Below are 26,860 nucleotides of genomic sequence, written 5' to 3'. Positions count from 1 at the left end.
AATTGGACCGGGACCGCTCGGCTAACCGTCACGGGGTTTACGGATCGATGTTCGAATGGGCCGTCCAGGCCACTCCGAAATAGCTCTTGAAATTGGCCGGAACTGCCGTGCCGCAAATCTTGATGGTGTAACTCCCTACCCTCGTTGGCATGAACTCCACGAACTCGTAATTGTTGACCGAACTCATGGAGGACGCGACTTCGTTCATATCCGGGTCGAATACCATGAGGTCCAGATCGGAGTCCAGTTCCCCCGCGGGAGAACAATTTTCCCCTTTGTTCCAAGTGAAAGCGATCCGCATGCGAGAGCCGACGATGTTGTGGTGAGCCTTCCAAGTTTTTTTGAAGAACCCGTCTTGGAACTGCGCTGCGGTGATTTCGCCGTAGTCGTGGGCACGGTACTGGAGTTGAGTCCCCTTCTCGCGGCGCTTCGCGGTCCGATGGGCGTACTGTGCGTTAATCAGCCCCGTGCCATCTTTCCCGTCCGAGAGGGGGGACCAGTCTGCCCCATCGCTGCCTTGGTAGTTGGCCGTCGCCAGCAGGATCGCACGAACGCCCTCGGGCCACACCTTCAATTGCGGTCTGTCGCACATCAGCACCGCCGCAATAGCCGCTGCCGCGGGGGTCGCGGCGCTCGTACCGGTGTGAATCCCGCCGAGTAGTTCGTGGGCGGTTCCCGGGGCTGCGATCGCAGGAACCTCCCGCCCGCTCGTCGGGTTCCGCCAACTGCTGGAACTCGTGATCGTATCGTTCGCCCGGTTGCCGTCTCCGTCGTTCCGAACGTCGCCCACACCGAAGAAGTGATAACCCTTTCCGGATGCAAAAGCACTAGCAGCGGCCTCGTTTCCGGCTGAGGTAAAGATGCTGGGGAACGGATCCCGGACGGCCCAGTAATCGAAGTAAACATCGCGAGAGTGGAGATCTCCGTTCGTTTCCTCGGAGGGGAAGTGCCAGCTCATGGTAAGGACGTTCAACCCATTCGACCGTGCCCATTCGTAGGCCTTCTGGTAACTGCCATCGTTCGCCAACACCACCTCGGCGTCCGGAGCATACCCCTGCCAGGGGCCGTCGTAGCGGCCGTCCTTGTACCTGTTGCCGATCATACCCACGCTTAGAGTGGTGTGCCCAAAGGGGATGGCCAGAGGATCCTGGATAGCGGAGATCCGAAAACAGGAACTGTCGATGGTCAACATTCTCGGCTCTAGCACCGCGATTTTCACTCCCTGTCCCTTGGCCCCTAGGGCATGAACCAGTTGGGTCCTCGTTGTGGGGAGAGACTGAGCAACGCTCGGATAATCGAACACCGGCTTTTCCTGATCCATACCAACGAACAGTACCCCTTTCTGCCGCGAGAGCCGGTCAATCACACCCGCCGGCAACCGGGTGGCGACAAACGGCCCGGACTGGAACCGGCCTTCGGGCAGCGCGGCATCCAGTCTGCGCAACAACTGGGTCAGCAGCTTCAGAGTTTCTTCTTCCTGGGTCGTCTTTTTCGTCTCGATGGTTTTGCGGTCGGCTACGGGCTTGTCGTCCTCCCTCCGGCCCAGGTCGGGGGAGATACCTGGTACGTCCATTTGGACGAGTACGGGAATGGATGTATCTTTCGCGGCGCGCTGCACGAGACGTGACAGGGCGAGTTGCATACAACCGTGCTTCTTGAAATGCTCCTCGCGATTTTGTGCGGCGAACTCCTCATACGGCACAATCTTGCCGCCGTCGTCAGCGACAATACGTATTAATGTTTTTGTCTTAGTATCCGATATTTTATATAGGGTAAAAGTGTCCTTCACGTCCGGAAGCTGGAGAGGACGTTGGTCCAGAATCCGGACGTTGAGAGGGGCAGTTTTAAGAAGTTTCGCGAACTCGGCCTGACGAGCTTCGGTAGCGAGCGATAGGCGTTTTTCGAACTCGAAGTCGGGTTCCTGCCCCCGGATGGGAACATTGATGGACAGAAACACCAGAATCAAGATGAGGTAATGCCGGGCGCTCATTGGTGCGTCTCCTCTTCGAGTAACGCGGGCAAATCACCTCAATCGGGTCTCGATTCAGAACCGACTTGCCGGCCCCAGACGCTGATTGGTCTTGACGAGTTTACCGACCAAGGTGCCTTGATCAAGGACGGAGTACCGAGTTCCGTACTGCCGGTATCGATGACGTGGAGCCGATGACGGTGTATCCCAGGTTCTTTTGAAACGTCTGATGAGGGTCGGGAGGAACGCGCGCAACATGGGACCGATATCGTGTTTGGGGCTGCCGTTCCAGATCTTGATCGTGATGACCTGCATGCCGGGACAGGCTTGGAGGAACTACGCCGTATTTGATGCTGACGAAACTCCTCAGCATCAGGGATGCGACAGTCCCGGCGAGACGGGCGGGACAAATACGGTGAACGGATTATTCTTCCTCGCTCGCCAGGGTGAATTTGGCGATCGGGTCGAGCGGCACGGACCAAGCTCCGAACTCATTCCAGTGGTTGTCGCGGTGCCATTCCGGGCTGGGACAGTGGGCACCGTCCTCGGCCCCGATGTTCTGCGACCTTGCGAGGTCCGGCTGGATCTGACACCGGTCTCCGCGGAGCCGGTTGGCCCCGATGTCCCAGGAATACGACGCGCCAAACGGCCAGTTCTCCCGCAGTTCGAGCCAGCGGTCGTGCCAGGTGCCCCAGCCCCAAGAGTTGAACCACCGGACCCGCCGCGCGGAGTAGTAGCGGTCCGGCCCGACCTGCGATTTTTGATAGGCCGACACTGTGAAAACGTCTTTCTCCCCCTCGAAGCGGTTCCGGGCCCATTCGAAGTATCGCAAACAATCACGGGCCGGCGCGACATCGTCCTCAAAGTGGATGACAAAGTCCGCGTGCCTGAATCCGTGATCCAAACTCTCGTAGATGTTGCGGGTACACCCGAGAAGAGCCCTGTTCTCGACAACGACCTTGCCCGGGTGCGGGAATTCTTGCGCGAGGTCAAGAACCGGGTGGCATCCGGGTTCGATGTGCAACAGGATCGAGTACTCCTCGACCCCGTGGCACTGCCCGAGCCAGTCCAGCACCCGCGACGTGTAGGTCGGGCGCTTGAACAAGGTGACGACGATGACTTTCTTCACGCGACCTCGCGGTGCTAGTAACCCGGCGAATAAAGGACTACCTGACTCGGATTCAGAAATAGCCTGTCGAAGCCGGCCCGTTTCATGCGATCGTGGAGCCCCGTGTGTTCCACACCGGTGTCGCTCGCATAGGCGCATTCGAGCAGGCACGCCGACCGATAGACACCCAGCCCGCCGAAACAGGATTCGACCGGCAGCAGCGGGTCGCCGCGGTGCAAGCGCAGGTCCGCAAAGTTGGTCAGTTGTCGCGCCGCGGTACCTTTGGCCGGGTGGAAAGCCCAGGTGTCGAAGTGAACGTACGGGAACTCGTCCGCCCTCCGCGGGACCCGCCCGAGCAGTCCATAGGAGCCGACGAAGTCCCAGCTCTCGTGGCCGAACGTGTGGGCGATTCCCTCGTAGCTCCAACCACCCATGAGATCGGTGTCCAGGACGATCACGTAGTCGTAGTCGGCGTAGGCTTGGGCGAAACGCTCGCGGTACCGGTTCCGGCACTTGGCGAGCCAGGCCGCCCGGCGGAGATCCCGGGTCGCCGGGTACTGCCGAACCCCGAGTTTCTCGCTGATGAACTCGACACGAGGGTTGACCGATGCCCAGTCGCGGAGGAACTCTGGCGACGCATCCTCGGAGTCGTTCTCGAAGAAGATCGCCCGGTAATCCCGGAACATGCTGCCGAGCTTTTCGACCCGTGCGGCGGTGCGAGGCAGGAAGTGGCGGACGTTCCGGCAAAGGCCGCAGATGACGACCGAGTGCCCGGCCATCCGCTCCCGACCACGATCGACACGATCCTGGTACCCGCTCTGATCCCGCGCGGCGCAGGGGAACTGTTCCTCCGGGAACGCGGCAAAGTTCTCCTCGGCGGCGAATTCGGTGTCGATGCTCCCACTGAACCAGTGGGCCTTCCGCCCCCCCGAGATGTGCGCCTCGGACCAGATCGTGCTGGCGTTCCCAGCGTGCTGCGAAAGGCTCGGGTTGGCGAACCAGACGTCGACACCCGCACGCACAACCCACTCGTGGATCCGCTCCGGGATCGGGCTGTGTGGGCCGCCCGCGGTCGCCAGCCAGGTCCGGGACAGGTCGGCGTCCGCGAGCATTGCCCGGGCGACCCCGGGAGGGAAGACGAAGCCCTGAGCGCCCCAGTGCCAGCCCGTTCGGCTCCAACCGTGTCGCGCGTCGATTCCCGTGTAGAAGAGGCTGATCACCCCAGGCCGATCACCCGGCCACAGAACCCGCTCCAGGTATTCCCGCAGCGGTCCACGGTCGTGTAGGAGGACATCGTCCTGGAGGATCACGTAAGCGTCTGCGTCCGGCCGCTGGAAGCACAACTCGGCCATAGCAAGGTACCACGCCGGCCAAGCCCCGATCCCGTTCTCGCGCCAAGTGACCGGCAGATCGGCGTAGCGGTCCGGGATGCGAACCGTACCGTCGAGGAACAAGAGCGGCTCCTCCCACCCCGCACGCACCACCCCGTCCAAGCACATCTCGAGGGTTGGCTGCCGTCGCGGGGAAGTTGTAATGCCGACCCCCCATTTCCGAACCGCGGGACCGCAAAGCCGCTCAGGGGGCGGCACAATCTCGTCGAGCGTCAGGGGTCGGGAAACGCTGGGTCGAATCGCCCAGTCGTGACACATCTTGCAGATCGAAGGTGAAGCCCATTCGTGCCGAGGGTGCCGACACCGGTGGGTCACGGTTTTATCAACCGGCCCGTCACTTGCTGTCACGGCGGTGCCGAGCCAATGGCACGGTATCGTCTCCCGCGCCGGCGTAATCCGACGGGAGTCGGGGTGAGCCACGTTCAACGAACGGAGCGCACGCTCACGGACCTGACGTGCCTTTTCGACACCGTCCGCCGGGATCGTGCCGTCCGCGAGTACGCGGCCCGATGCGGTGTACAAGAGGCTCGCTACCACCGGATTCAACTGCTCCGGCGAAGGCGGGAAACTCCGACAGCACGCCTCACAAACGTCGGCGCTCAGGGGAGCCGTAATGCTCGGGCCGACCTCGAGAACGGCCGCGACCAGGCCACAAGCCCGCGAGTCGTTGGTCGTGATCTGCCACCGGCAGGTGTCCGCCGTTGGGAGCGTCAGGAGAGCCTTTCTGGGCATCGGTCTTCCATTGGTCGCGAGAACGATGGACCACGTGCCGGGGTATCGGGGTCGGTGGTGCCCCTCAACCGACGGGCTTCCTCGACGTTCCGACGAACCGAAGGATCTCGGGCGCGGCCGTCTTCCAGGCGTGCTCGGATTCGACAAAGTGTCGCGCCGCGGAACTGTGACTCGCGATGTTTTGCCGGTGAACCGAGCGCAACACATCTGCGAGGTCAACGGGGTCGATCACCGCCGCGCTGGTGAAGAGGTCCGGACCGAGTTGTACTGCCTCCGAGGTGCACGGGATGACCGCCAGCGGTCGGTGTTCGTTCATCGGTGCGGCATCGGTCGTGATTAACGGCAGCCCCGCCGCCTGGCACTCGAGCAGCGGCAAACCCAGCCCTTCCCAGTGGCTCGGCTGGACGCACACGTCTCCCTCGTCGAACAACTGAGCATTGTTCTTTGGAGGCCGGCAAACGGACACGTTCTGGGGAGGTGACGGAACGTCCCGCAAGGGCGCGTACACCAGCACCGGGATCTCGGGCACCCGCCGGGCCGCCTCAACCAGAACGGAGAGCCCCTTGCGGTTAATGTGCGAACCGTCACCGCGTTCGCCCCGCGCTCCGCCGGACCCGTGCACGTAGACGAACCGACCGCACGACCGGCGCTGACGGAATCGGAACCGGTCCACATCGATCGGCCAGGGGACACACTCCACCGCCCAGGCGAACCCGTAGCGCTGCTTCCAGTCGGCGAGGACGCGAGCGGCGTGGCGGGTCGGACAGATCATCAGATCGACCTCGCCGAGCCACTCCATCCCCGGGTGAAGCCATTCCAGCATGGGCACGCACGCGACAAGCGCCCCCGCCCGTCGGGCCGCGCCCGTTAAGTCCGGAAAGAACGGCCGCTCGGCGAAGAGAACGACGTCGAGCCCTTCGAGCCACGTTTCGAGTTCCACCGTACCCGCCTGGTGGGACACAACGTCCGTTCGACACGACGTGTCGCTCGCCGGGCTTCTGGGGCCGACGACGAGCCACCGGTCGATACCGAGGTGGACCGCGACGTCCCGGTTCAGGTGGGCGAGGCCGAAGCCCGCCTGCGGTCCGACCAGCCCGATCTTCGGGTGCCGCGCCGGATCGGAAGGGGACCGATCGCAAACCGCCGCCCGTGCGGCCTCCTCGATGTACGGGATGACCCGCTGCCCGTTGGACAAGTCGGCCAGCCAGCGGACGGCGAAGCTGGTCAACTGCTCGCACGCAATTCGCTGTGAAGCGTTGACCGGGCCGCGGGAACTGAGTTCGCGGACGGCCGAAAACACGCGCGAAGCGACCACCGGATTGAGGCGCGGCCCGGGTGGGAGCGCGTACCGGCAACACGCCTCGCAAACAGCCCGTTCCACTAGCCCACCAGCCGGCAAGTCACCGAGTAGTTGGAGCACGGTTGCGCACGCCCATCGATCAGGCCCGACTTTCAGCGCCGGCCGCCGATGCGGACACGAGTCCGGGCTGCGATGGGTGCTCATGGCGAAGAGGCGCGGGTGGAAGATTGCGATGACTCGGTCAACTGCGTCCAGGTCTTCGCAACGTCGCCTTCGAAAGCTCCCGAGAACGAAGGCGGAACGCCCGGATCTGCGGCGCCGGCCTGAGAAAGACAATGCCACCGCCCCGCTCGCCACTCCCAGACGATGAACACACCGTGTACCCGAAGGCCGATAAAACCGGACACATGGACGTGGTCGAATTTCGGTAACTCTTCCGCATTATGATCCAAGAACCTGAGGATGGCCGGGAGACGTTTGTTGAGAATGGCCCGGATGGCGAAGTCGATTCGAATAACAAACACGAGCACGAGGGCGGCAATAAGTGTGAGCAAGATCAGGAATGCGAGCTCTCCCGTCATCTCTTGAACTCCTGGCGATTGGGAGGTCTGTCGGGGAATGAACTTTAACGGATTGGAGTTGTTCTGCTGACTTGTACCGGATCGAGACGACACAGGCAAGGCGATGGGTCTCTATTTTGAGACGTTGACATCTATTTCTCCCGCCGGTGCTGCGGCTCCGGGGACTTGCTGGGCCCGACCGTTCGGGCGATCCGGAACCCGGTGAAACTGTATCCCGTGTTCGAGAGGGGCTGGCGCAGATCCGAGCGGAGCGCTCGGGCTTGTTCGTTGTAGGAGCTGCCGCAGATGACCCCGGTTTCCTTCGGTGCCCGGGTGGAGTGACACCATTCCGCCGCATTCCCTGCGATGTCGAACAGCCCGAAGGGGCTCGGCATCAATTGGCCGACCGTGTGGAGGCGCCCCTGACTGTTTCGCGCGAACCACGCGAATTCCTCCAGTTGTTGCTCGACCTCCCCGCAGAGCCAAGTCGTCGACGAACCGGCACGGCATGCGTGTTCCCACTCGGCATCCGTCAGCAACCGGTAACCGGTCTTACTCCGAGTTGCGTCCGTAAGGACCGCGTGCTGGGGTCCGATTTCTGATACGGGCGGGTAGCACATCTGATCCTCGGGGATCGACTCCCGTTCGCTCAACCACCGACAATACTGGATCGCGCCGACGAGCGAGATTTTGTTGGCCGGGCACCTCTGATCACCGGCCACTTCATTTGCGAATTTCGCATCCGGCCGAAACCGCTCGAACTGTTCCATCGTGATCTCGTGCGCGCCAACCGCGAGGGCGTGGTGAGCGGTGCGCTTCTCGCCCCCCTGCTCGGCCTCACCGGCGAGCGATCCGGGCCCGCGGACGAGTACCATTGTGTGGCCCTCGGGGGTCAAGCACCAGCCTCGTTCCGACAGCCCGGCGTCCGACGATCGGGAGGAGCGGACGAGTTTCTCCTCAATCGCTTGGACGCGGGCTTCCTGACCCCATTTGCGGAGTAGCCACACCGCGCCACTGCGTTCTGCGGGGTGTTGTGAGGACTCGGCCAGCCGTTCCAATTTCGCAACAAAAGTCGCCCGCGCCTCATTTGGCAACTCCACGTCGCGGTACCGTCCGAGGGCGAGCAGCACGGCCTGACGGGCGACCGGATCTTCGAACCGGTCGAATGCACCGACCAGTCGTTCGGATGGGCTGCCGAATGACCGCATCTCAAGGATCAATGTGGTTCGAAGGGTCGGATCGGTCGAGCCCGAGAGGGGGCCCTCAATGTCGTTCGGGAGGCCGAGTTGGAGCAGCGCGACCGCCGCGTTCCGGCGTCGCCCGAGATCCCGCCCGTCCTGCGGGTTTCGTGCGCTACCGAGGAGGTCACGGCACCCCTGACAGATCTCACGACTGTAGCGCCGACACCCGTCTACCAAGACCGTGTGCTGGGCCGGTGTTGAGACACAGATTAATTCTCGAAGCGTCTCGGCGTCCGCGTAACGGGCGAGTACACGGGCGGAGGTCAACCGCTCCGCGTCGCTGTATGAAGCCGTCAAGAATCGCACGCGCAGTTCCGGCACGAGATCCCGATGCACCGGTTCGAGCAGTTCTGCCCAGCCATCGATGTCGAGAGAGGCCGCGGTTATCAGTGCATCGGTCACCTTCGCGGCGATCTCTGACCAGTGCGCCCCTTTCGGATCTGCGACCGCGAGGAGTACCGCCGCGCGAAGGCGAGAGGAAGCGGACAAATTCTTCTCTCCGACCACCTCCCACAGTTCGCCTCGGTATCCGTCGGCGTGGGGGGCGATCCTGTCGCTGACGACCTTGATGTGGGCCAGATCACACGTAAGCGAGAGACGGATTAGATGACGCGCGTGGGGAGCCGGGCCATCGGCCAAGGCAAGGGCTGCCCGGAATCGCTCGGGGGCGGGTCGCCCCTCATTGTCGGCGATCACCTCAAGTAGAGGAACATGCCGTTCGGGTCGCTCCTTCAAGGCTTCGAGGATCGAGGGTAGTTCCTTCACGTCGGCGACGCGGAGTTTATCAACGAGCGCCTGCGCTTGTCCCCGTGCCCGGTCCTCGGAGAACTGTCGGTACCCGAGCAAGACGGCGGCAAAGACACCGAGCAGGATCAGGCCGCCGAAGGTCGCACGAACCTTTTGCCGTTGACCGGCACTGGTCATCATTCGCCGCTCAGGATCTGACCACCCATTTGATTGGGTGAAAATCAGAATGTTGAGGTACTCCCCGAGCGAGGGCAAATAGCGCCGTTCCGGTCTGTCGTTCCAAAGGGCCGCTCGGTCTGCCAGCAGCAACTCGGCCCGACCCCGGCGGGTTTCCTTCTGCTTCCTCGTCAGCCAGTCCCGTAACGACACAACCAGATAGTCGTGGGTGAGTTGGTAGTACCGTTGGAGTAGAGGCGGCGAGACGGAATTCGCGGCGGTCGAAACAGTCTCTTCTTCGTCGGCCGTCCTCCCACCTTCGTCCCTTCCTTCCGGGTCGGTCGGCGTGATGAGGCGGAGTTCGCCATCAAGGATGCGGATCAGGTGGTCAAAATCGGCTGGGCGGCTCCGGTAACCCGAAGCGTCGAGCAGTTCGCCGTCCGACCGCATGTGTCCCTTGATGTCCGCGCCTGCTTCCGGGAGCAGCGCTTTCAGGACGCCCCGGGCCGCCTTTTCGCGGTATCGGTGTTCCGGAGGAGCGGTCGCCGCGCTGAACGTCTCCTCGAGGAACGTGGCCCCAATCCCCTCGGTCCCGCCCACGCGCTTGAGTGTGGCGGGGGTCCAGGCCTTATCTTTCATCATTTCCGCGAATAAGGCCAGGCGCACGGGGATCACCTTCCCGTTCTGAGCCAGTCCGGACACCGCCAGTTTGAGGAACTTCTTCTGGTCGCTTGTCGGTGCCGTGGGGGCCGCTTGCAGCGCCCCGAAGGCGCGGCCGAACGCGGTCAACACCTTCTCGGCGTGACGGAGGGTGAAGAGTTCGACCGCCGCCGAGTTGTGAGCCTCCACGAGGCGGACTTCCAACTCGTTCATGAACTGGGTCGCCGCCATCCAGAAGTCGTCCCTTAAGAGGATGATGCACTGGACCCGACTGCCGTCACAGTGGCGCAGGGCCGAAACCAGTTCCGGGTTCGCCTCGTCCTTCCTCTTGTGTAACCACTGCTCGAACTGGTCGAGGACGATCAGTATCTTCTTGCCCTCTGCGAGCCCTTGGCCGCGCCGCAGGGCGGCCACCGCCTCCGTTAACCCGAGGTTCCCGGGCAGCGCAGGGCATCGCTTTCGTAGACCGTTTAGCAGCCGCGTCTCCGTGTCCCCGGCGGTCGCCTCGACGTAAACGGCGGTTACAGTGTCGGGCAACCGGGTCAGCAGTCCCGCCTTCACGAGAGACGATTTTCCGCACCCCGACGGCCCGTAGATCAGGCCCACGGAAAACGTGTGGTCGGGGTCGAGTTCTCCGATCCGGTTCAGCCAAAATCGGATACTGTCGGGCAAGCCGTTCCGGTCCCTCGGCCCCGGCAGCAGTTCGAGGAAGAAATCGGCGTCGTGAGCATCGAACGACCGTAGTCCCTTTGGTACAACCTTGATCGGCCCGCTATTGGAGGTGGGAATCGCCCCGGATGCGGGTTCAGCGAGACCGATCTGCGGAACCGGCGTGCGAGAGGAGACCAACGCGCCCGCGGCCAAATAGTATCGCAGGTCGTCGGCCATGTCCTTCGCGGTCGTGTACCGGTCCGACGCCCGCTTCGCGATCGCTTTCAGGCAGATTCGTTCCAGTTCCTTGGGGACAGAGTCGTCGTACTGGCGGGGCGGCCAAGGGTCTAACAGCTGGACGTGTTCCAACAACTCGGAGATCGTTTCGGCCCTGAACGGACGGCGCCCTGCGAGCAGTTCGTAAAAGACGACACCGAGGCTGAAGACGTCGCTCCGACCGTCGACTCGGTGCCCCTCGCCGCGGGCTTGTTCCGGCGACATGTACTCGGGGGTTCCGGCGTAGTTCGGAACAGAACCGATGTGCTCGTCCTTGAGGGCGAGTCCGAAATCCACTACGAACGGCTGGCCGGCGTTATCGAGAAGTATGTTGCGGGGCTTGATATCCCTGTGGACGATGCGCTTCCGATGGGCGTGATGGAGCGCCTCTGCGACAGTAGCGATCAACCCTGCGGCCTCCGCGAACGACAGCCGGTCGGTGTTGGTCCGACTCGCCAGGGTGCGGCCTTCCACGTACTTGGAGACGATAAAAAAGGGGCAGTAGTCCGCAGTGCCGACATCGTATACTGGAACGATATTCGTGTGGTCGAGACTGGCGACGATTTGGGCTTCGGCCAGATAGGCATCGACATCCGCGGGTGTGGTGATGCGATGGGGGTGGGGGACTTTGATAGCCACGATCCGGTCGAGTTGCTCGTCGTGGGCTCGGTACACCTGTCCAAACCCGCCACTGCCGAGCAATTGTTGGATGTGGTAGCGCCCGATGCGTGTCGGAAGGGGTGCTGGGGTCGTACCGGGGTTGTATGATCTCGTGTTGATCGAATGGAAGTTAACGGTTTCGTTGGGGTCGTTCATGGCGAGAGTCACCCCGGGGAATTCTAACGATCCCTCTGATTTAATGGTTGCAGCTATCGAAGGCTATAACAAGTTGTGACACAACCTCTCGGCATGATCTTTACGCTACGGCCGTGGAACCGCTCCCATTGTGGAGGTTCTTGGCGTGGCAAATGCGCAGATGCCGGCCGATTTCTATGAGGCCGTCGCTCACCACTTGCCGCCGGAGCGGGCCGTCGAGCTCGTGGCGGGCGGCCGAGCGAACAGTGCGGGACCGTCGCTTACAGAACGGCTCTCACTTCCGCGAGGCGGTCAGCCAGCCACGGAATCTCCCCCACGTTCGCCTCGCCTGTTTGCCGATTGCGGTAGAAAAACGTAGGCGGTATCTCGGGTCGAAATTCCCAAGCGATGTGCCATTCGCCACGGTCCCATGACAGTGTCAGCACGCCGTCAGGGCCGGTACACACGGCCGGTGGGGACAGCACTCGGCCGAACAGTTCCCAGTACCGTAACCACGCATCTAGCGATCGCGCCGCAGTCTCTCGTGAGATGAGATGTGACCTGTCGGTGGACATATCGAGTAAGTGTTTGGCGGTGTCCACCCATGATTCCCATAACGCCACACTCGACTCCGTCTCGCACAAGCGGAGCAACACGGATAGGTCGGTGAGGGTTGTCATAGGGTCATCATCACCCTGAAACGGCCCACTGTCCAGGTCCGCCTGAGCATCGGAACTCGGTGGGCCGTTGACCGGTTGATCAGCCATTCACGAACCGCGGTGACTGGCTGACAGCCGCCTGCGAGCGCAGCCACACCCGATCGACGTAGGTCTGCCCGAAGGGCATCGGGCAGACCTACACCCCAATCAGGCATTCCCGAATGTCTGTCTGGACAAAAGTTGTTTGAACAGATATCGTCTCCGAGACACCTACCGGAGGTCACGATGTCCCGGATCGACACGCTACCCGCCCCGCGGACCGGCCCCTGGCTCAGCGCCGTGGCTTATGTCACTCTTCTCGCCGTGGGCATCGGGGCGGTTGTCCTCATTTGCCGCACGGGGTCCGACCTCGCCGGGCCGACGGCGGCCGTTTCAACCGCCGCCGCCAAGCAGGTCGATGTGGTGCTGCACGTCATGGCCACCCTGGTCGCTGTCATCCTGCTCGGCACGGCCCTCGGTTGGGCCTGCCAGTGGGTCGGCCAGCCGCCGGTCATCGGCGAGGTGGTCGCCGGCATCGTGCTCGGGCCGTCCCTCCTCGGGGCAGTCTGGCCCGACGCGATGCACCTGCTCATCCCGTCGGCCGCCGCCGACCCGAAGGGGCAGGTGCCCGCCGCCATTAAGGCCGTCTCGACGATTGGCGTCGTCCTGTACATGTTTCTCGTCGGCCTGGAGTTGAACGCCGCGCGGCTGCGCAAGCAGGCCCGGTCGGCCGTCGCCGTGTCCCACGCCAGCATCGTCCTCCCATTCGTCCTCGGCTCGGCCCTCGCACTGGCCTTGTACCGCGGGTTCGCCCCCGCCGGGGTGCCGTTCGCCAGCTTCGCCTTGTTCATGGGCGTGGCCATGTCCATCACCGCCTTCCCGGTGCTCGCCCGCATCCTCACCGACCGCAGGATGGAGCGGACCGAGTTGGGGATCGTGGCCCTCGGGTGTGCCGCCGCGGATGACGTGACGGCGTGGTGCTTGCTGGCGTTGATCGTCGGGGTGGCGCAGTCCGAGCTGACCGGGGTCGTCGCCGTCACCGCCGAAGCGGCGGCGTTCGTCGCGCTCGTGCTCCTAGTCGCCCGGCCGCTCGTCGCCCGGTGGAGCGCGAAGGTCGATTCGACGGCCGGTCCGCTCCACCCGCTGGTCGTCTCCGGCACGTTTCTCGCCGTCTTGGCGTCGGCCATGACGACCGAGTTGATCGGCATCCACGCCCTGTTCGGGGCGTTCCTCCTCGGGGCCGTCATCCCGCACGACGGGCGGTTGGCCCGGGAGTTCGCCGCCAAGGTCAAGGATCCGGTCACGGTGCTGTTGCTTCCGGCGTTCTTCGCGTACACCGGGATGCGGACCCAGATCGGACTGGTCAGTACCGGTGCGGACTGGCTGTGGGTGGGGGCCATCGTGCTGGTGGCCACGGCCGGGAAATTCGGCGGGGCGACGGTAGCAGCCCGGCTGACCGGCCAGTCGTGGCGGAATGCCGCCGCCCTCGGGGCACTCATGAACACCCGCGGCCTGATGGAACTGATCGCCCTGAACATCGGGCTGGATATGGGCGTTCTCAGCCCGGCCTTGTTCGCCATGATGGTCATCATGGCCCTGGCCACCACCGCGATGACCAGCCCAGTTATCGGCCTGCTGGTCCCGAACGGTCCGTCCGCAGGTCGAGAGTGAGGGTTGACCACGGGCGCAGGCCGGCTCCCAAGTCGCGGCCCGCTCGCCCGGCTCAGAATGGTTGCCGGGCACGGACTGTGGCGGTTAGGCGCTGTCTGCTGAATCGGTCTGAGCGTTCAGAAGGCGGAGGTAGCGTCGGATCATAGCCAGGTGTACGCCGGCCAAGTAATTGACGGCCAAGTTGTCGAACCGCGTGCCGACCGCCCGGTTCTCCTTGAGCCACCCGACGGACTGCTCCACCCCGGCCCGCCGGCGGTACGAGGTCTTATCGAACCGCCGGCGGGCCGCCCGGCCGCTCGTCCTTGCGACGGGGGATGACGGCCCGGCCGTTCGTCCCGTCCACACAGTACAGGGCGTGGTCGATCCGCCCGGCCGCGTTCAGCCGCAGTTGCAGGGCCGCCAGGATGTCGGCCAGTCGGCCGGACGCGCGAAGGGAGGCGAACCGCTCGTACACGTTCTGCCACGGCCCGGATCGGCCGGGCAAGTCCCGCCACGGGCAACCCGTCCGAAGGCGATGGAAGACGCCGCTGAGCATCGTACGGTGGTCCTTCTACTGGCCGCCCCGGTGGGCCGGGGCGGCGGGGAAGAAGGGAGCCAGGAGGGCCCAATCGCGGTCGCTGAGGTCACCGACAAGCCCGCCGACGCTCGCATTTGGCCGGGGCTGTGGTGGGAGAAGGCCGCGGTGATGATTCACCGCGACACGGCGGCCGCGGGCGTGCTGATCGAAGTGAGGAGCGGGCCGACTTCCACTCCATTCGCCATAGCTACACGTCTCTGTTGGCCCGCACCGCGCCGGTAAAGGTCGTTCAGGAGTTGGCCCGTCACTCGACGCCCACGCTGACGATCGGCGCTACAGCCACACGGAGATGAAGGAGAAGGCCGACGCGGTCGCCCGGTTGCCGCTGCCGGGAGCAGGGCAGACGAGTGGGCCATTCTCGGGGATGACGCGGCCCGACTTGGAGCGGACGGCCGAGACGTTGCTTGCACTCGTGAGCTTTTGGTTTGCACCCCGGCTTGCACCACTTTTTAGCGAAGACGGGCGAAAGTATGCGACGACCGGCGACGGAAGCAATTTCTCCGGGTGAAACGGATCAGATTGAGAACGGTTAGTTTTCTAGGGGTTTGTAACGAGAAGTGACGAATTGCAATGACCTGCGAGAAGTACATCCGGTGAGGCTCGAACTCACAACCTGCCGCTTAGAAGGGGGAAGGGCATACTCGCGTTTCCCTTGAATTCCAAGCGGAAACACGACTTTGACCCGGTCACATGTACCCCCACATGTACCAAGTTGTCACGGGTCGTCGAAGCCTGGCCGTCTCTGCCGGACCACGTCCAAGCCGCCATCATTACCCTTGTGGAATCGCAAAAGCCCCAGACGAAGGCCCCCGCTTTGCCCATCCACAAGGCCGCATGATACCTTTCTCTTTTTCTCTTTACCTCCAGGGAGGGAAGATGCCTGTCCCTCCTGTCCCTCCCCTTCAAGATTGATGACGTTAATGCTTGAAATCTAGGCACCTCAAGGGAGGGACAGGGGTGAGCATGAACCTGTCCCTCCCCCTGTCCCAAGCCTGTCCCTCCCCCGTCGCCCACATCATCCTCACAGGTGCCAACTCCCGCCCGGCCCGGAGCCTTGGTGGCGGCACCCGGCGAGCAGGGCCAAGACGAGCGCGACGAGGAGAGGCGCGAAGCGGGCGGGGCGGCGCATGGATCACCTCGGGCGAATGAAACTGAAGTGCGGGCGTACCGTCGGATACAACTGTCGTCAAGGCATCCCTGCGGCGGCGCGGTGACCGTGAGCGACCGGGCGACGCCACGAGCGAGAAAGTGAAGTGGGTGATGACGATCCGCCCCGTCCCGACGTTCGTCGGCATGTCCTTGGCCCTCGCACTGATGTTAACCTCCGAGGTAAGCGCGAAAGGGGTAGTGGTTGTCACGTGGGGCGAGACAATCAACCACGTCGGAACCCCACTCGATCAGGTGCGGCTGTTCCACAAGAGCAACGGCATTGGGTACAAGTACCACTACTTCGGGCTCTTCTGGATCGACCTTTGGACGTCCGAGGGCACGTACTGCGTCTACGACAGGGACAAGTACGACGCCATCTCCTCGGCCAAGGCGGCCGAGTTGCTGGGGGTGAGCGAATCCGACCTCAGCCCGCCCTTTTGGTACCGGTGGCCGCCCGGATGCGTTTTCGTTGGGACGGCTCTGGTTGTCGCGGGCTTGTGCCGTCTGGCCGCGAAGCCACTCGGGTTGGGGTCGCCCGTGGGCGGCCAGAGTAACTTTGTGCTGTTCGAATCGATCAAGAAAAATTTGGAAGGCAAGTCCTCGGAAGAACTGCGCCAGATGCTGGAAGCGAACGACCGCGAGCAGTACTCCGAGGAAGCCTTTCTAGCGGCAGCAGCCCTACTCCGTGATCGCGAGCGTCGAGGGTCGTGCGAAAAGCCGCCGTTGACGGAACACGGCACCGCACCTGAACAACCCGGACGCGATTGACCTGGGTAAGGGTGTATCCAGTAGATACACCCTTTGTTCGTCAGCGACGTGAGCCGAGATGGTGACCGGGTATTTTATGCGTTCCCATAAAATACCCGCGGCGCGTTCAGGTTGAAACCGTTTCAACCTAGAGCATCTCCAACCGTTGGAGTTGCTCGGCCCAGCGGGCGATCGGAATGAACGAGATCACCTGCTTCAAGCACCCGCGGCGAAACTTACTGACGTCAGTAAAATGCTCGGCCAAAGCCTTTTGCTACCAGCACTTTCCGCCAAGGGTGTCGCTATTGGCGACACCCTTTCACCACCCTGGTATCTCCACTGGATATAGCGTACACCGGGCGGACTTTAATCGCGGAACTCTCTACGGTTTCAGCACTTCCGGGAATATCCTCTACCCGACTTAGGGTATTCGCGATCTCCTCCTTCAAGAACCTGCCGCCGCCCCGACTTCCTCACGCACCACGTCCGGGATGCGCAACCGACCCGCCGGCATCGGGTCGGCCCACGGCCGCCGGTACCGCCCCAGGTACAACCGCCAGTCGGCCCCGAGCTGCCCCTGCACGATGCGCACCGCCGCGGCTTTCGCCTCGTCGCGCGACGCGAACCCCAACTCCCCCCGTCGGTCGGCGAACACCAACTCCGGCACCCCGGCGACCCAGATGCGGCCGACCCACACCGGCGGTCGGCCGTTGCGCACTTCGTCGTCGAAGGCGTCCACGTCCGGGAGTGTGAGCGGACGCGCCGCGGGAGCCCAGGCGTCGCCATACCGCCACTTGAGGAACCGGACGGCCGCCTTGCCCGCGGTCGACGCGGTGTGGAACCGGCCGGCCAGGTCGGCGGACGCGGCGGGGCCGCCGGGGGGCGACTCGGGCAGGCGGACGCGGTACGAGACCCGCCCGAACCGGCCGACCGTCGTCGCGTACACGTGCCGCAGCCGAACGGCCTCCCGGATGCCGTAGTGGTTCGGGTCGTAGGTGCGCAGCTGTTGGACGTCGTCGAGGGACGCCGGGACATGGGACAGGTCGAGGGCGAACGCGCGTGAACCGGAGCGGGCGACGGGCATCGGGGGCCTCGCGGGGGTCGAGACGGGCGATGGCTCAATCGTAACGGGGATGGGGGAAGGAACGCAGGACGTGCAGGAACGCGGAAAGAACACCCCGGTCGTTCGCCGGCCCCACACCGACGTACCAACCATACCCGACCGGGGCGTGGCTCACTAATCGCCGGGCCAGTCGTGCGGCCCCGTCTCGGCCGGGAGGAAGATCGTCGGCCGGCCCTTCGCCCATTCCGGCAATCCCTGCCCCGGCGCGAGGCAGAGGCGGGTGTCGCCCTTCCGCGGGACGGCCGGCTTCGGGTCGGTGTCCGGCGTGCAGCCGTAGCGGACGACCAGCGGCCCGGTGTCGCCGGCCGCGGCCTCGTCCTGTTCCAGCTTCGCCAGGCGGGATTCGATGTTCACGGTTAGCCCTTCGTAATCATGCGGGGGTCGTAGTTTCCGATCGCCTTGGTGACGAACCCGGGCGGGTGCGGCCGGGCGGCGGCGACCGCCTCGTTCGGGTCGTACCCGAGGAGGGACTTGATCGTCACCCCGGGGTCGCCGTTGACCAGCGCGAACGGCGCGCCGCCGTCCCCGTCGCGGACGAACAGCAGGGCGTTCCGCTGCCCGCCGGCGAGGGCCTTCGTGACCTGTGCCTCGGAGTCGAACACGTCGATGACCGTGTGGACGCCGCCGCAGTGCGGACACCGCCCGTCGCCGTCCTGGCGGCCGGTGACGCGGTCGCCGACGATCGCCTTGTACACGGTCATCCGGCAGTGGGGCATGGACGCCATCCGCTCGGCCTCCGTCCGACTCGGCGTGTAGTCGAGGCCGGGGACGGCGCTCGCGTTCGCCGGGATCATCACGGTACTCATCGGGCATCCTCCAAGGTTAAGTCTTCTTCTGCTTCGCCTTCCGCTCCAGGGCGGCCAGGCGGGCTCGCACGTCGAGCAGCTCGCCGAACTTCGCGGCCCAGCCGAGGACGGCGTTGGCGGCCTGGATCTTCACGGCCGGCGGGGTCACGTCGCTGGCGAGTATCTTCGCCAGTTCCTGCACGGCCGAACTCGTGCTGTTGTGGAGCAGGCCGACGGCGGCACTTACGGCCGCCTCTCTCGCCTGCCGGTAGCGATTCTGGAACCCCGGCTGTTTCATCCACCGTTGCGCTGTCGAGCGACTGATCCCGGCCCTCGCCGCGGCCTCGTCGACCGTCCCGCAGAGGAGCAGTTCCGCGATCAAGCGGAGTTGGAACCGGCGGCGGGACGGCTTGTCGTCGTCCGGCGGGCCGGCCGCGGGGGTGGGCGGGTCGTGTGTCATACGGTGTCACGCGGTGTCAATTCGTCTCACGGGTGGCCCAGGACGCGGCCGTGTCGCGGGCCTCGGCCACGGCCCACTCGACGGCCAGTTCGACGGCGTTCGCGTCCCCGCGGGCCATGTCGCGCAACTCGTCGTCCGTCGTCACCGGCTCGCGGAACGCCCGCTCCGCCATCCGCGACACCACGAACGGGTCGACGCACTGCGGGGGCAGGTGCAGGGGCGTGGCGTCCGCCCCGTCGCTCAGGTCCGCTTCCAACTTCGCCAACCGCGATTCGATGCTCACCGGCGGCCCCCCCGCTTCCAGTCCCGGTAGGCCGCGAACCCGTCGTGCAGTTCCGCCCGGGCATTCGCCATGGTCTTCCACAAATGGTCGAAGGCCGCCGCCTCGACTTCGTCCAGGTGCGCGACGGCGACGGCCAAACGGGCGTCGTCGGTCCCGCCCGGGGCGAGGTCCGCCAGCCACAGGCCGAGGGCGACGGGGTCGGCGAACGGCACGCACCGCGTCGCCGCGTACTCGGCCAGCGTGCTCGCCTTCAGCACCTGCGACAGCCAGAACGGGATGTCCTCGTCCGGCGTCGCGTTCGCCCGGTTCGTGGCGTCGACGTACGCGGCCATTACTTCGCCCCCGCGAGTTCGCGCCGCAGGGCCTCCATCTCCCCGACCGTGATCGGCCGGCTGAGCCGCCGCTGTTCCTCCCGCTGCCGGTCCTCTTCTTCTGCGGCCCGCAGCCGTTCCTCGTCCTCGCGCTGCACGGCCGCCTGGTTGGCGACGAGCGCCGCCGTGTGCCGCTTGATCGCGTCGATCGAGAAGAACGGGCGGACGCGGCCGTTCACGAACGCCGGCTGCGTCCGCCCGAGGCAGTAGTACCGGCCGCGGAACAGCGCCTCCGCCGGAAGCAGGCCGGGCAGTTGGTCCCGCGCCACGTCCCCGTCCTCCCACCGGGCCGGGACGACCGCGTAGTCGGCCGTCAGGGGCGAGCCGGCTTGCCGGACGCTGACGAGGTGCTCGACGCGCAGGCCGTGGGTGGCGACGAACCCGGCCGGGGCGTACCGGTCGGCGTTCTGGGGATAGTGGATCAGCATCTCCTCGCGATGGGCGAGCGCTTTGCGGACCCCACCCGGGACGGCATGGAGCGAGTATTGGAGAGACCCGGCGAGGCGGCGGGCCAAGAGTTCCTGATCGGATTCGAACTGGACGAGCAGGCCGAGGGCGTCGTCGACGTGCGGGTACCGGAGGTGGAGGGCGGCGAGGACGTCCGACAGGTCGCGGTCGAAGTCGTGATTTTGGACGCCCTCGAACGCCTCGACGGCGGCTTGCACGGCGGCGATCGCGGCCAGCGGGTCGGCGGGCGGGGTCACTCCTGCGGCGGGGGGCATGTCGGCTCCGGTGGTTGGTACGGGGGTAGGGCTTCGGGCGTCAGCGCGTCGAGCGGAACGCGGACGCACCCGCCGACGCGGACGGCCGGCAGGCGGCCGTCCGCGAGCATGGCGTCGACGAGCCGCAGGGACACGTTCAGCCGGCGGGCGGTCTGGACGCGGGACAGGTACGCCGGTTCGGACGTGGTCGTCGATCCCATGCCCCGACTGTGGCGGCCGGACGGGGAAGGACGCGATGCGGGGAACTGCGGGTTGCTGCGGGGCGTTCCCCGGATGCGGCCACAGTCGAGGAACATTGCCGCTGACCCAGGACCCCACCCGATGACGACTCCCGTCCAGGAACTTGCCGCTGACGTGCTCCGGATTCGCGACGCGGTCGTGTCACGGTTCCTGACGCGGATGACCGGCGTGGCCGACGTGGGCCGCCTGACCGCCCCGCCGGTCGACGTGTCCCGGTTCACCCGCCCGATCATCACCCTGCCGGCCCTGCCCAAAATCGCCCTCCTCACCCGCTGAGGCTTCCCCCGATGTCCACGAATTTGCCCGGTTCCGCCGGCCCCGCCCTCGTCACCCTCGGCGGCCGGGACTTGATCCTGCGACCGATTCCGACCGCCGACGCTTGGAAACTTCGCAAGGCCGCGGTCACGAAACTTCAGGCCAAGATGCACAGCCCGATGGAGTTGGCCCTGCGCGCCGTCGCCGACGCCCGCGCCGCCGGTTGTCCCCTGTCCCCGGACGACCGGGCCGCCCTGTTCCGGGAAGCGATCGACACGGCGGCGGGCGGGAAGCGCGAGCCGACGGACGCGGAAATTCAAAGTTGGACACAGACCCCCGAAGGGATGCGCGAGTTCGTGTACCTGGCGGCCGTCGGGAACACGCCGGCCGTGACGCGCGAATGGCTGAAGGAAGTGCTGACGGAAGAAAACTTCGTGGAGTTTCTGATCGGTGGCACCTCCCTTGTGACGCCGATGGGAGAGAAAGCCACGGGCCAACCGGCTGATTAACATCCCCTTCCTTCACGCAACGGATGACCCATCATGTTCCCGCCTCCGAAGCCACCGAACCGCCCGCAAGGCCAGCCCGACCCCCGCCGGCAGCAGGCAGCGGTGAACTTCCACCTAAAGAACTACGACAAGGCGATGTACGACCTCAAGGAGTTCGGCAAGGAAGTCGAGCGGGTGAAGAAGGCGCTCGCCGACCGCGGGTTCCAGTTCGTATCGCCCGTCAAGTTGCCCACGCTGCCAACCGTGCCGGCGCAGTCGCCCGCCCGGTCCGTTGCGCCGTCGGGATGGGGCACTCCGGGGCCGCTCGGGGGGTTGATCCGCTCGACTAAACTGCCGTCGCCCCAGGACACGATGCCCGGCCGCGCGGTGTCGATGGCGGCGGGGTTCGTGGCGGGCAACAAGGGCGGCCCGGCGGGGTGGGGCAACTCCGTCAAGAACCTGCCCGTCACCATCACCGGCGTCACGGCGAACGCGAGCCGCGCGATGGGGGCCGGGCGGCCGGGCGACGGGTCGAACCGCGGGATCCGCGCCGCCCCACTCCACGCGCTGACGGCCGCGGCGACGGTGGCTACCGGCGGCATCCTGGGCATGGTCCGGGCCGGGTTGAGGAACACCGTCGAAGGGAACATGCTCGCCGCCCAGTTCACCATGCTCTCCCGCGAGTTGGCGGGGATTTTCCTGCCCGTCGTCCAGGCCCTCACGCGGCGGATGCAAGCGTTAAACCTCTGGCTGTCGAAGCTCACCATCCGGCAGCAGGATCAGCTCATGCACGCCGGCCTGGCCGTCGGCGGGGTGGCCGCGGCCGGGGCGCTCGCCAAGCCCGTCATCGGCCCGGTCGTCGGCCTGTTGGGCGGCGCGATGAAGGCGGTCGCCGGCCTCGCCCCGGCCCTGATCGGGGTGGCCGGGGCCGGTGGACCCGTGACGATCATCCTGGGGGCTTTGGCCGCCGCGGCGACGGCAGCCGGTGTCGCGTTCGCCACACTCGTGGCCGCCTCCGAGCCGATCCGGAACGCGCTCGGCAAGGTCTTCGCGGCATTTGAGAAGGTGTGGGTCGCGCTCGCCCCCGTCCGGCAGGCACTCTTGGAACTCGCGGAAGCGGTGGTCGTGCCGTTCTTGGAAGAGTTGGCCCAGGCCATCACCGACCTCGCGACCGACCCGGAAGTGATCGGGTTCATTCAGGACTTAGCCGACCGGATCGACGGCCTCGGGGTCGTCGCCCGCGGGGTGGCCGAGATCGTCCGCGAGGCGATGGCCGCCATCGTCAACCTCCGCCCGCCGGACTTCCAGGGCGTCGTGAACGGCATCATCGACGACGCGCTCCAGAATGCCGCAAAGCGGGGGAAGAAGGAGAAGCCCGACGACCCCGGCGGTCACCGCCTGCCGATGCCCGTGAACCCGGGCCGCGAAGACGCGATTGGGGCGTTCAACCGGCTTCAGGACTCGATCACGCGCGAAGGTGGCATGACCGAGGCCGAGAAGCAAACGATGCTGCTGGAGGCCATCAAGAAGGCGCAAGACGCCCTGCTCCTGCAACAACAGCAGCTGGCCCTCCAGCAGCAGTTCGGCCAGCGGCCGGCGAACAACGGGCGGCCGGGGTGACGGGGTCGCTCACCCGACGACGGCGACGACGCCGTCCTTGTAGTAGAGGTGCACCTCCCGGACCTTGTTCCCGCCCGGGGCCGTAAAGTCGCCCTCGTAGACCGACACCGGCCCGTCCCACGCGCCCGACAGGTCGTCGATCGACCGCGCCGGCGGGCCGTACTTCTTCTCGACCTGCTCCCGCGTCCGGCCGTGGACGCTCTCCTTGAACGCCGCGAACGTCATGCGAAGCGCCTTCCGCTCGGGGCCGACTTCGGCGTTCGGCGCGACCCGGGGCGGTACGTTCGGGGCCGCCGGCGCGACCATCGGGGCCAGGGGCGGAGCCGGGGCGGGTGTCGCCGCCGTGCGGCCGATCAGGAACCCGCCCGCGAACCCCGCGGGCAGGCTCACCATGATGCACACCGCGGCGACGATCGCCACGTTCGCCGGCTTCCGCCTCGCCTCCCACTCGCCGCTGTCGTCGTCTCGGTCGCGCATCGGCCCGCCCTCCCGGAAGTGCGGCGCATCATCCCGCGGGGGCGGGGGTGAGTCAAGGACGGTAGAAATCAGCGAGCGGGTAGAATCGGGTGGCGAGTTTCAACCGACCTAAAGGGGTTCAGCATGACTACGGCGAACGAGTGGACGGGTAAGGGCGACGTCGCGGAGCAGGCCGGGGACGAACCGGCGGCGCAAGCGTGCCACAAGCGGGCCGCCACGCTCCACAGTCAAGCGGGCGAGTGGGAGGCGGCGATTTCGGCCGGCCTGCGGGCCGTCGACTCGCTCCTCCGGGAGGCGAAGACGAACGGCGGCCTGGCGTGGGTGGCCGGGGAGACGCTCCGGCACGTCGAGGACGCCACCTGCCCGTGGCAGCGGGAGCGGGTGAGCGAGGTCGTGCACAACGCCGTCCTGGCAAAGCGGGACGAGATCGACGCGGCGAAGGACGCCTGGCGGGCGCGGTTCGCCGAGGTGCCCCCGGCCGTGACCGCCGAGGCCCTCCGCGGGCTGGGCGACGCTTTGGGCGGCGCGCTCATGGCCGGCGGGTACGCGGAAATCGACCTGGGGCTGGCGGCGAAGGGGCGGCGGGCCACGGCGAACGACGACGGGCGACTCGTGAGCCTCTCGCACGGCTATGACGAGTGACGGCCAGTGGCGGGGCTGGGAACCGCGGGGAGAGCGAAGGAGTGGAATTTGCTTGACAGAACTATCAAACGGGTGGACGATCTCCCTTCCCTGCTCATCCCCATCGGCACGGTCGCCGCACCCCCTGACCCGACCGTCCCCATGCCCCCGAAGAAATCCCTCACGGCCAAGCCCGTTAGCAACCTCTTCTCGTCCGCCCTCGACGCCCAGAGCATCTACTGCGGCGACAACCTGAAGGTACTCCGGGAGTTGCCCGACGCCTTCGTGGACTTGATCTACATCGACCCGCCGTTCAACAGCGACCGGAACTACGAGACTTTCTGGGGCGAGACGAAGGAGAAGAGAACCTTCGACGATCGACACGGTTCGACTAAAGCCTACATCGACTTCATGCGGCCGAGGTGCGTAGAGTTGGCCCGGGTTCTGAAGAAGACGGGCAGTTTCTACTTTCACTGCGATTGGCACGCCAGCCACTACGTGAAAGTGATGCTCGACCAGATCTTCGGCGAGAACAACTTCATCAACGAAGTCATTTGGAAGCGGAGCACCGCCCATAATGATGCCCGTCAGGGCAGTAAGCACTTTGGGCGTATTCACGACACCGTGCTTCTGTACTCAGGCGGATCGGACCACACATGGAATCACGTCTATACAGGTCTCAGTGAAGAGTACGTGCGGTCTCACTACCGACACAAGGACAGTCGTGGTCTATTCAGGTGGGACAACCTCACGGGGCCGGGCGGGGCGTCCAAGGGGAACCCTTTTTATGAGGTTTTGGGCGTCAAAGGCTACTGGAGATACAAGCGCGAGCGTATGGAACAGTTAATCGCGGATGGCCTTGTCGCGATCCCGCCGAAAGGAACCAAGCCGAGCCTAAAGCGATACTTGAAGGACTCGAAAGGAGTTTCGCTCCAGAGTGTCTGGGATGATCTACCGCCGGTGAATTCTCAAGCAAAAGAGGCGATCGGCTACCCGACTCAAAAACCCCTACCCCTGCTGGAAAGAATGACCAGCGTCAGCAGCAACGCCGACGACCTTGTCCTCGACGCCTTCTGCGGGTGTGGTACCGCCCTCGTGGCCGCCCAGCAACTCGGTCGCCGCTGGATCGGGATCGACGTTTCGCCCACCGCCTGCCGGGTCATGTCCGAGCGGTTGGAGAAGGTCTGCAAGTTGAAGGAAGGAACGGACTTCGTCGTCACCGGCCTTCCCTTCGAGGAAGACACACTCCGAAAGATGCCGCCGTTCGAGTTCCAGAACTGGGCTGTCGTCGCGCTCGGCGGTGTCTCGAACAAGCGGAAGACCGGCGACATGGGGATCGACGGGAAGATTTACCCGGTGGACGCGATTGACGATGACGTTCGCCGCAAGCCGGACCAACTCGACTTCATGGACCATTGGTACCCGGTCCAGGTCAAGCAGCGGGACAGCGTTGGCCGGCCCGACATCGACGCCTTCGAAACAGTGCTCCGGCGAGAGAAGCGGACCCGCGGCTACTTCGTCGCGTTCGACTACACGAGCGGGGCGAAGAAGGAGATCGACCGGTTCCTGCGCGACGAGAAGCGGGCCATCATCCCCCTCACCGTGAAGCAGATCCTCGACGAGGAACAGGAAGTGCTCCGGGCGATGACGTAGGACGGCCGACTCCAGCGTCACTTCCCCGCCGTCCGCCCGATGCTGATCCGCCACCCGCCGAAGTGCAGCGTGCCGAGGATGTCGGCCGCCTGGGACGGCGTGAAGACGCCGTCGGCGAAGCTGTACGCGACCCGCCGCCCGTCCCTCGAGTTGGTCAACACCCCGGCGGCGCGAAGGCGGCCGAGGTGGTGCGAGACGTTGACGTATGCCGCTCCGATCCGCCGCGAGAGGACGCCGACGGTACACGGGCCGTGGGCGATCTCGTGGACGAGTTGAATGCGGGTGGCTTCCGACAGGGCCGTGAGTTGCTCGGCCAACGTGCGGGCGGCTGGGTAGTCGGTCATGGGCTTTCAGTGGCGGGCCGGGCGATCGGTTGGCCATCCCGGGACCTTACCCGCGCACCAGGCCGAGCGCAACCCGGAAGTGCGGGACACCGTTGGCGGCGATTCTTGTCCCCGCTGCCCGCCCGATCGGTTATCCTACACCCGCCGCCTTCCGGCGGTCCCGGCGACGGGGTTCGGTCCCGTACGCAGTCGTGGTCAGCGGCGAGTGCCAAGTGGGTGATTTGCCCGCGAACCGCCGCAGTCCGTGCCACGGTTTAAAAAGTCCCGGGGCGAGCGGGCCGCGGACTTGTGGGCCGGCCGGCGAACCCTCGCTCACTTCTTAGCCCGGAGTTCCTTTGCCTTCTTGGCCGACTCCTTGGCGTAGTAGTCGATCGCCTGATCCCTGTTGCCGACGTGTTCGGCCGACCGCCCGTACCAGGTGGCGGCCTCGTCGGTGTCCTTGAGTAACTCGTAGCACCCGCCGGCGCAGTACGCCAGGTAGGCTTGATACCACTCTCGCTTGTCTTTCCGAGTGTCCGCCAACTTGTACAGTGCGGCATAGATGTCGGCCGCGCGTTGGACCTCCCCGCCGCACTTGTGGCAGTGGGCCAGGTACACGGGGAAGCCGTCGCTTCGTCGGTCGTAGATGGCCCACGCCTTCAACGCCGACTTCCACGTGTCCTTCGTCCCGGTGTCCTGGCCGTACTTCATGTGGAGGTACGCGGAGACGTCCTTCCAGTCCTTCAGGTCCTTGGGGACATCCGCGTCTACCGACCCCCACCAGGTCGGGAGGGCGTACTCGTAGGCTCCGAACTTCCAGACGGGCGACTTGCCGCCACCTTTGGGGACCGGGGCGGCCGTTGCGACCAGGAGGGCGACGAGCAGAGCGACGAGCGCGCGGAGCATCGGGTGTCCTCGGTAGAGATGGGGGCGGTGTGAACTGAGCGTACCCCGCCAAGCCGGAACGGGGCAAGGACGATGTGCGGGCGGTTCGCTGCGATTCTGGCCGAG

At 65.3% G+C, this 26,860-nt stretch carries 24 protein-coding genes and 1 pseudogene; 7 read left to right on the top strand and 18 right to left on the bottom strand.

The genetic code is table 11. From position 1 onward, the window contains the following. Positions 1-37: 37 nt before the first annotated feature. The 6 genes from PX52LOC_RS27785 to PX52LOC_RS27765 all read right to left on the bottom strand — a co-directional run bounded on the left by PX52LOC_RS27785 (position 38) and on the right by PX52LOC_RS27765 (position 11,607). Entirely contained in the window at positions 38-1,990 is a 1,953-nt protein-coding gene (locus PX52LOC_RS27785) for a S8 family serine peptidase (protein ID WP_149113140.1), read from the bottom strand. A 403-nt stretch (positions 1,991-2,393) separates the two neighbouring features. Continuing rightward, on the bottom strand, positions 2,394-3,098 hold the full coding sequence (locus PX52LOC_RS27780; RefSeq protein WP_168219245.1) for a glycosyltransferase family protein: 705 nt from the start codon (positions 3,096-3,098) through the stop codon (positions 2,394-2,396). Positions 3,099-3,112: 14 nt separating this feature from the next. Continuing rightward, the gene (locus PX52LOC_RS41040) at positions 3,113-4,531 is read right to left on the bottom strand and encodes a glycosyltransferase family A protein (RefSeq protein WP_168219244.1); all 1,419 of its coding nucleotides are present in this window, start codon (positions 4,529-4,531) and stop codon (positions 3,113-3,115) included. Positions 4,532-5,264: 733 nt separating this feature from the next. Continuing rightward, positions 5,265-6,500, bottom strand: a complete 1,236-nt coding sequence (locus tag PX52LOC_RS42105) for a glycosyltransferase (protein ID WP_218575174.1) — start codon at positions 6,498-6,500, stop codon at positions 5,265-5,267. A 200-nt stretch (positions 6,501-6,700) separates the two neighbouring features. Then, complete coding sequence (locus PX52LOC_RS27770; protein ID WP_149113138.1) at positions 6,701-7,081, bottom strand: hypothetical protein; 381 nt, start codon at positions 7,079-7,081, stop codon at positions 6,701-6,703. A 131-nt stretch (positions 7,082-7,212) separates the two neighbouring features. Further along, complete coding sequence (locus tag PX52LOC_RS27765; protein WP_149113137.1) at positions 7,213-11,607, bottom strand: bifunctional serine/threonine-protein kinase/formylglycine-generating enzyme family protein; 4,395 nt, start codon at positions 11,605-11,607, stop codon at positions 7,213-7,215. Positions 11,608-12,530: 923 nt separating this feature from the next. Between PX52LOC_RS27765 and PX52LOC_RS27760 the strand changes: the two genes are divergently transcribed. Then, on the top strand, positions 12,531-13,955 hold the full coding sequence (locus PX52LOC_RS27760; RefSeq protein ID WP_149113136.1) for a cation:proton antiporter: 1,425 nt from the start codon (positions 12,531-12,533) through the stop codon (positions 13,953-13,955). An 84-nt stretch (positions 13,956-14,039) separates the two neighbouring features. Here the strand turns inward: PX52LOC_RS27760 and PX52LOC_RS44140 are convergent. Further along, positions 14,040-14,553: pseudogene (locus PX52LOC_RS44140) on the bottom strand (transposase). Between the two features lie 1,239 nt (positions 14,554-15,792). Here PX52LOC_RS44140 and PX52LOC_RS27745 point away from each other — a divergent pair. Next, positions 15,793-16,449, top strand: coding sequence for a hypothetical protein (locus tag PX52LOC_RS27745; RefSeq protein WP_149113133.1), 657 nt, complete (start codon positions 15,793-15,795; stop codon positions 16,447-16,449). 424 nt (positions 16,450-16,873) lie between these two features. On the opposite strand, the gene PX52LOC_RS27740 is transcribed toward PX52LOC_RS27745, so the two are convergent. The 8 genes from PX52LOC_RS27740 to PX52LOC_RS41035 form a co-directional block, all read right to left on the bottom strand. Continuing rightward, positions 16,874-17,512, bottom strand: coding sequence for a hypothetical protein (locus PX52LOC_RS27740; protein ID WP_149113132.1), 639 nt, complete (start codon positions 17,510-17,512; stop codon positions 16,874-16,876). A 153-nt stretch (positions 17,513-17,665) separates the two neighbouring features. Beyond that, on the bottom strand, positions 17,666-17,905 hold the full coding sequence (locus tag PX52LOC_RS27735; protein WP_149113131.1) for a hypothetical protein: 240 nt from the start codon (positions 17,903-17,905) through the stop codon (positions 17,666-17,668). A gap of 2 nt (positions 17,906-17,907) precedes the next feature. Then, positions 17,908-18,357 carry a hypothetical protein gene (locus PX52LOC_RS27730; RefSeq protein WP_149113130.1) on the bottom strand — a complete coding sequence of 150 codons (450 nt, stop codon included), beginning with the start codon at positions 18,355-18,357 and terminating at the stop codon, positions 17,908-17,910. A gap of 16 nt (positions 18,358-18,373) precedes the next feature. After that, positions 18,374-18,796 carry a helix-turn-helix domain-containing protein gene (locus PX52LOC_RS27725; protein ID WP_149113129.1) on the bottom strand — a complete coding sequence of 141 codons (423 nt, stop codon included), beginning with the start codon at positions 18,794-18,796 and terminating at the stop codon, positions 18,374-18,376. A gap of 16 nt (positions 18,797-18,812) precedes the next feature. Beyond that, the gene (locus PX52LOC_RS27720) at positions 18,813-19,079 is read right to left on the bottom strand and encodes a hypothetical protein (RefSeq protein WP_149113128.1); all 267 of its coding nucleotides are present in this window, start codon (positions 19,077-19,079) and stop codon (positions 18,813-18,815) included. Continuing rightward, positions 19,076-19,411, bottom strand: a complete 336-nt coding sequence (locus PX52LOC_RS27715; RefSeq protein WP_149113127.1) for a hypothetical protein — start codon at positions 19,409-19,411, stop codon at positions 19,076-19,078. Before PX52LOC_RS27715 ends, PX52LOC_RS27720 begins: the two co-directional genes overlap by 4 nt. Next, positions 19,411-20,172 (bottom strand): hypothetical protein, encoded by a 762-nt coding sequence (locus tag PX52LOC_RS27710; RefSeq protein ID WP_149113126.1) that lies wholly within the window; start codon positions 20,170-20,172, stop codon positions 19,411-19,413. Before PX52LOC_RS27710 ends, PX52LOC_RS27715 begins: the two co-directional genes overlap by 1 nt. Further along, positions 20,151-20,468 carry an excisionase family DNA-binding protein gene (locus PX52LOC_RS41035; RefSeq protein WP_168219243.1) on the bottom strand — a complete coding sequence of 106 codons (318 nt, stop codon included), beginning with the start codon at positions 20,466-20,468 and terminating at the stop codon, positions 20,151-20,153. The genes PX52LOC_RS27710 and PX52LOC_RS41035 overlap by 22 nt, the downstream gene beginning before the upstream one ends. A 25-nt stretch (positions 20,469-20,493) precedes the next feature. Here PX52LOC_RS41035 and PX52LOC_RS41030 point away from each other — a divergent pair, with 25 nt between their 5' ends. From PX52LOC_RS41030 to PX52LOC_RS27700, 3 genes are read left to right on the top strand one after another with little or no spacing between them, the layout of a single operon-like run. Further along, the gene (locus tag PX52LOC_RS41030; protein WP_168219242.1) at positions 20,494-20,688 is read left to right on the top strand and encodes a hypothetical protein; all 195 of its coding nucleotides are present in this window, start codon (positions 20,494-20,496) and stop codon (positions 20,686-20,688) included. Positions 20,689-20,699: 11 nt separating this feature from the next. Beyond that, on the top strand, positions 20,700-21,176 hold the full coding sequence (locus PX52LOC_RS41025; protein ID WP_168219241.1) for a hypothetical protein: 477 nt from the start codon (positions 20,700-20,702) through the stop codon (positions 21,174-21,176). Between the two features lie 33 nt (positions 21,177-21,209). After that, positions 21,210-22,775 carry a hypothetical protein gene (locus tag PX52LOC_RS27700; RefSeq protein WP_149113124.1) on the top strand — a complete coding sequence of 522 codons (1,566 nt, stop codon included), beginning with the start codon at positions 21,210-21,212 and terminating at the stop codon, positions 22,773-22,775. Positions 22,776-22,784: 9 nt separating this feature from the next. Here the strand turns inward: PX52LOC_RS27700 and PX52LOC_RS27695 are convergent, their stop codons facing one another. Beyond that, positions 22,785-23,252 (bottom strand): hypothetical protein, encoded by a 468-nt coding sequence (locus PX52LOC_RS27695; protein ID WP_149113123.1) that lies wholly within the window; start codon positions 23,250-23,252, stop codon positions 22,785-22,787. Positions 23,253-23,375: 123 nt separating this feature from the next. On the opposite strand from PX52LOC_RS27695, the gene PX52LOC_RS27690 reads away from it, so the two are divergent. Both PX52LOC_RS27690 and PX52LOC_RS27685 read left to right on the top strand, forming a co-directional pair. Then, the gene (locus tag PX52LOC_RS27690) at positions 23,376-23,894 is read left to right on the top strand and encodes a hypothetical protein (protein WP_149113122.1); all 519 of its coding nucleotides are present in this window, start codon (positions 23,376-23,378) and stop codon (positions 23,892-23,894) included. A gap of 72 nt (positions 23,895-23,966) precedes the next feature. Continuing rightward, positions 23,967-25,526, top strand: a complete 1,560-nt coding sequence (locus PX52LOC_RS27685; protein ID WP_149113121.1) for a DNA methyltransferase — start codon at positions 23,967-23,969, stop codon at positions 25,524-25,526. A gap of 17 nt (positions 25,527-25,543) precedes the next feature. On the opposite strand, the gene PX52LOC_RS27680 is transcribed toward PX52LOC_RS27685, so the two are convergent. Both PX52LOC_RS27680 and PX52LOC_RS27675 read right to left on the bottom strand, forming a co-directional pair. After that, positions 25,544-25,870 carry an ArsR/SmtB family transcription factor gene (locus PX52LOC_RS27680; protein ID WP_149113120.1) on the bottom strand — a complete coding sequence of 109 codons (327 nt, stop codon included), beginning with the start codon at positions 25,868-25,870 and terminating at the stop codon, positions 25,544-25,546. Between the two features lie 312 nt (positions 25,871-26,182). Further along, the gene (locus tag PX52LOC_RS27675) at positions 26,183-26,755 is read right to left on the bottom strand and encodes a hypothetical protein (RefSeq protein WP_149113119.1); all 573 of its coding nucleotides are present in this window, start codon (positions 26,753-26,755) and stop codon (positions 26,183-26,185) included. Positions 26,756-26,860 lie beyond the last annotated feature (105 nt).

The sequence above is a fragment of the Limnoglobus roseus genome, assembly GCF_008254045.1.
Taxonomy (GTDB): Bacteria; Planctomycetota; Planctomycetia; order Gemmatales; family Gemmataceae; genus Limnoglobus; species Limnoglobus roseus.
Note: the sequence above shows the minus strand (reverse complement) of the source record. Positions and strands in the feature narration are given on the sequence as shown.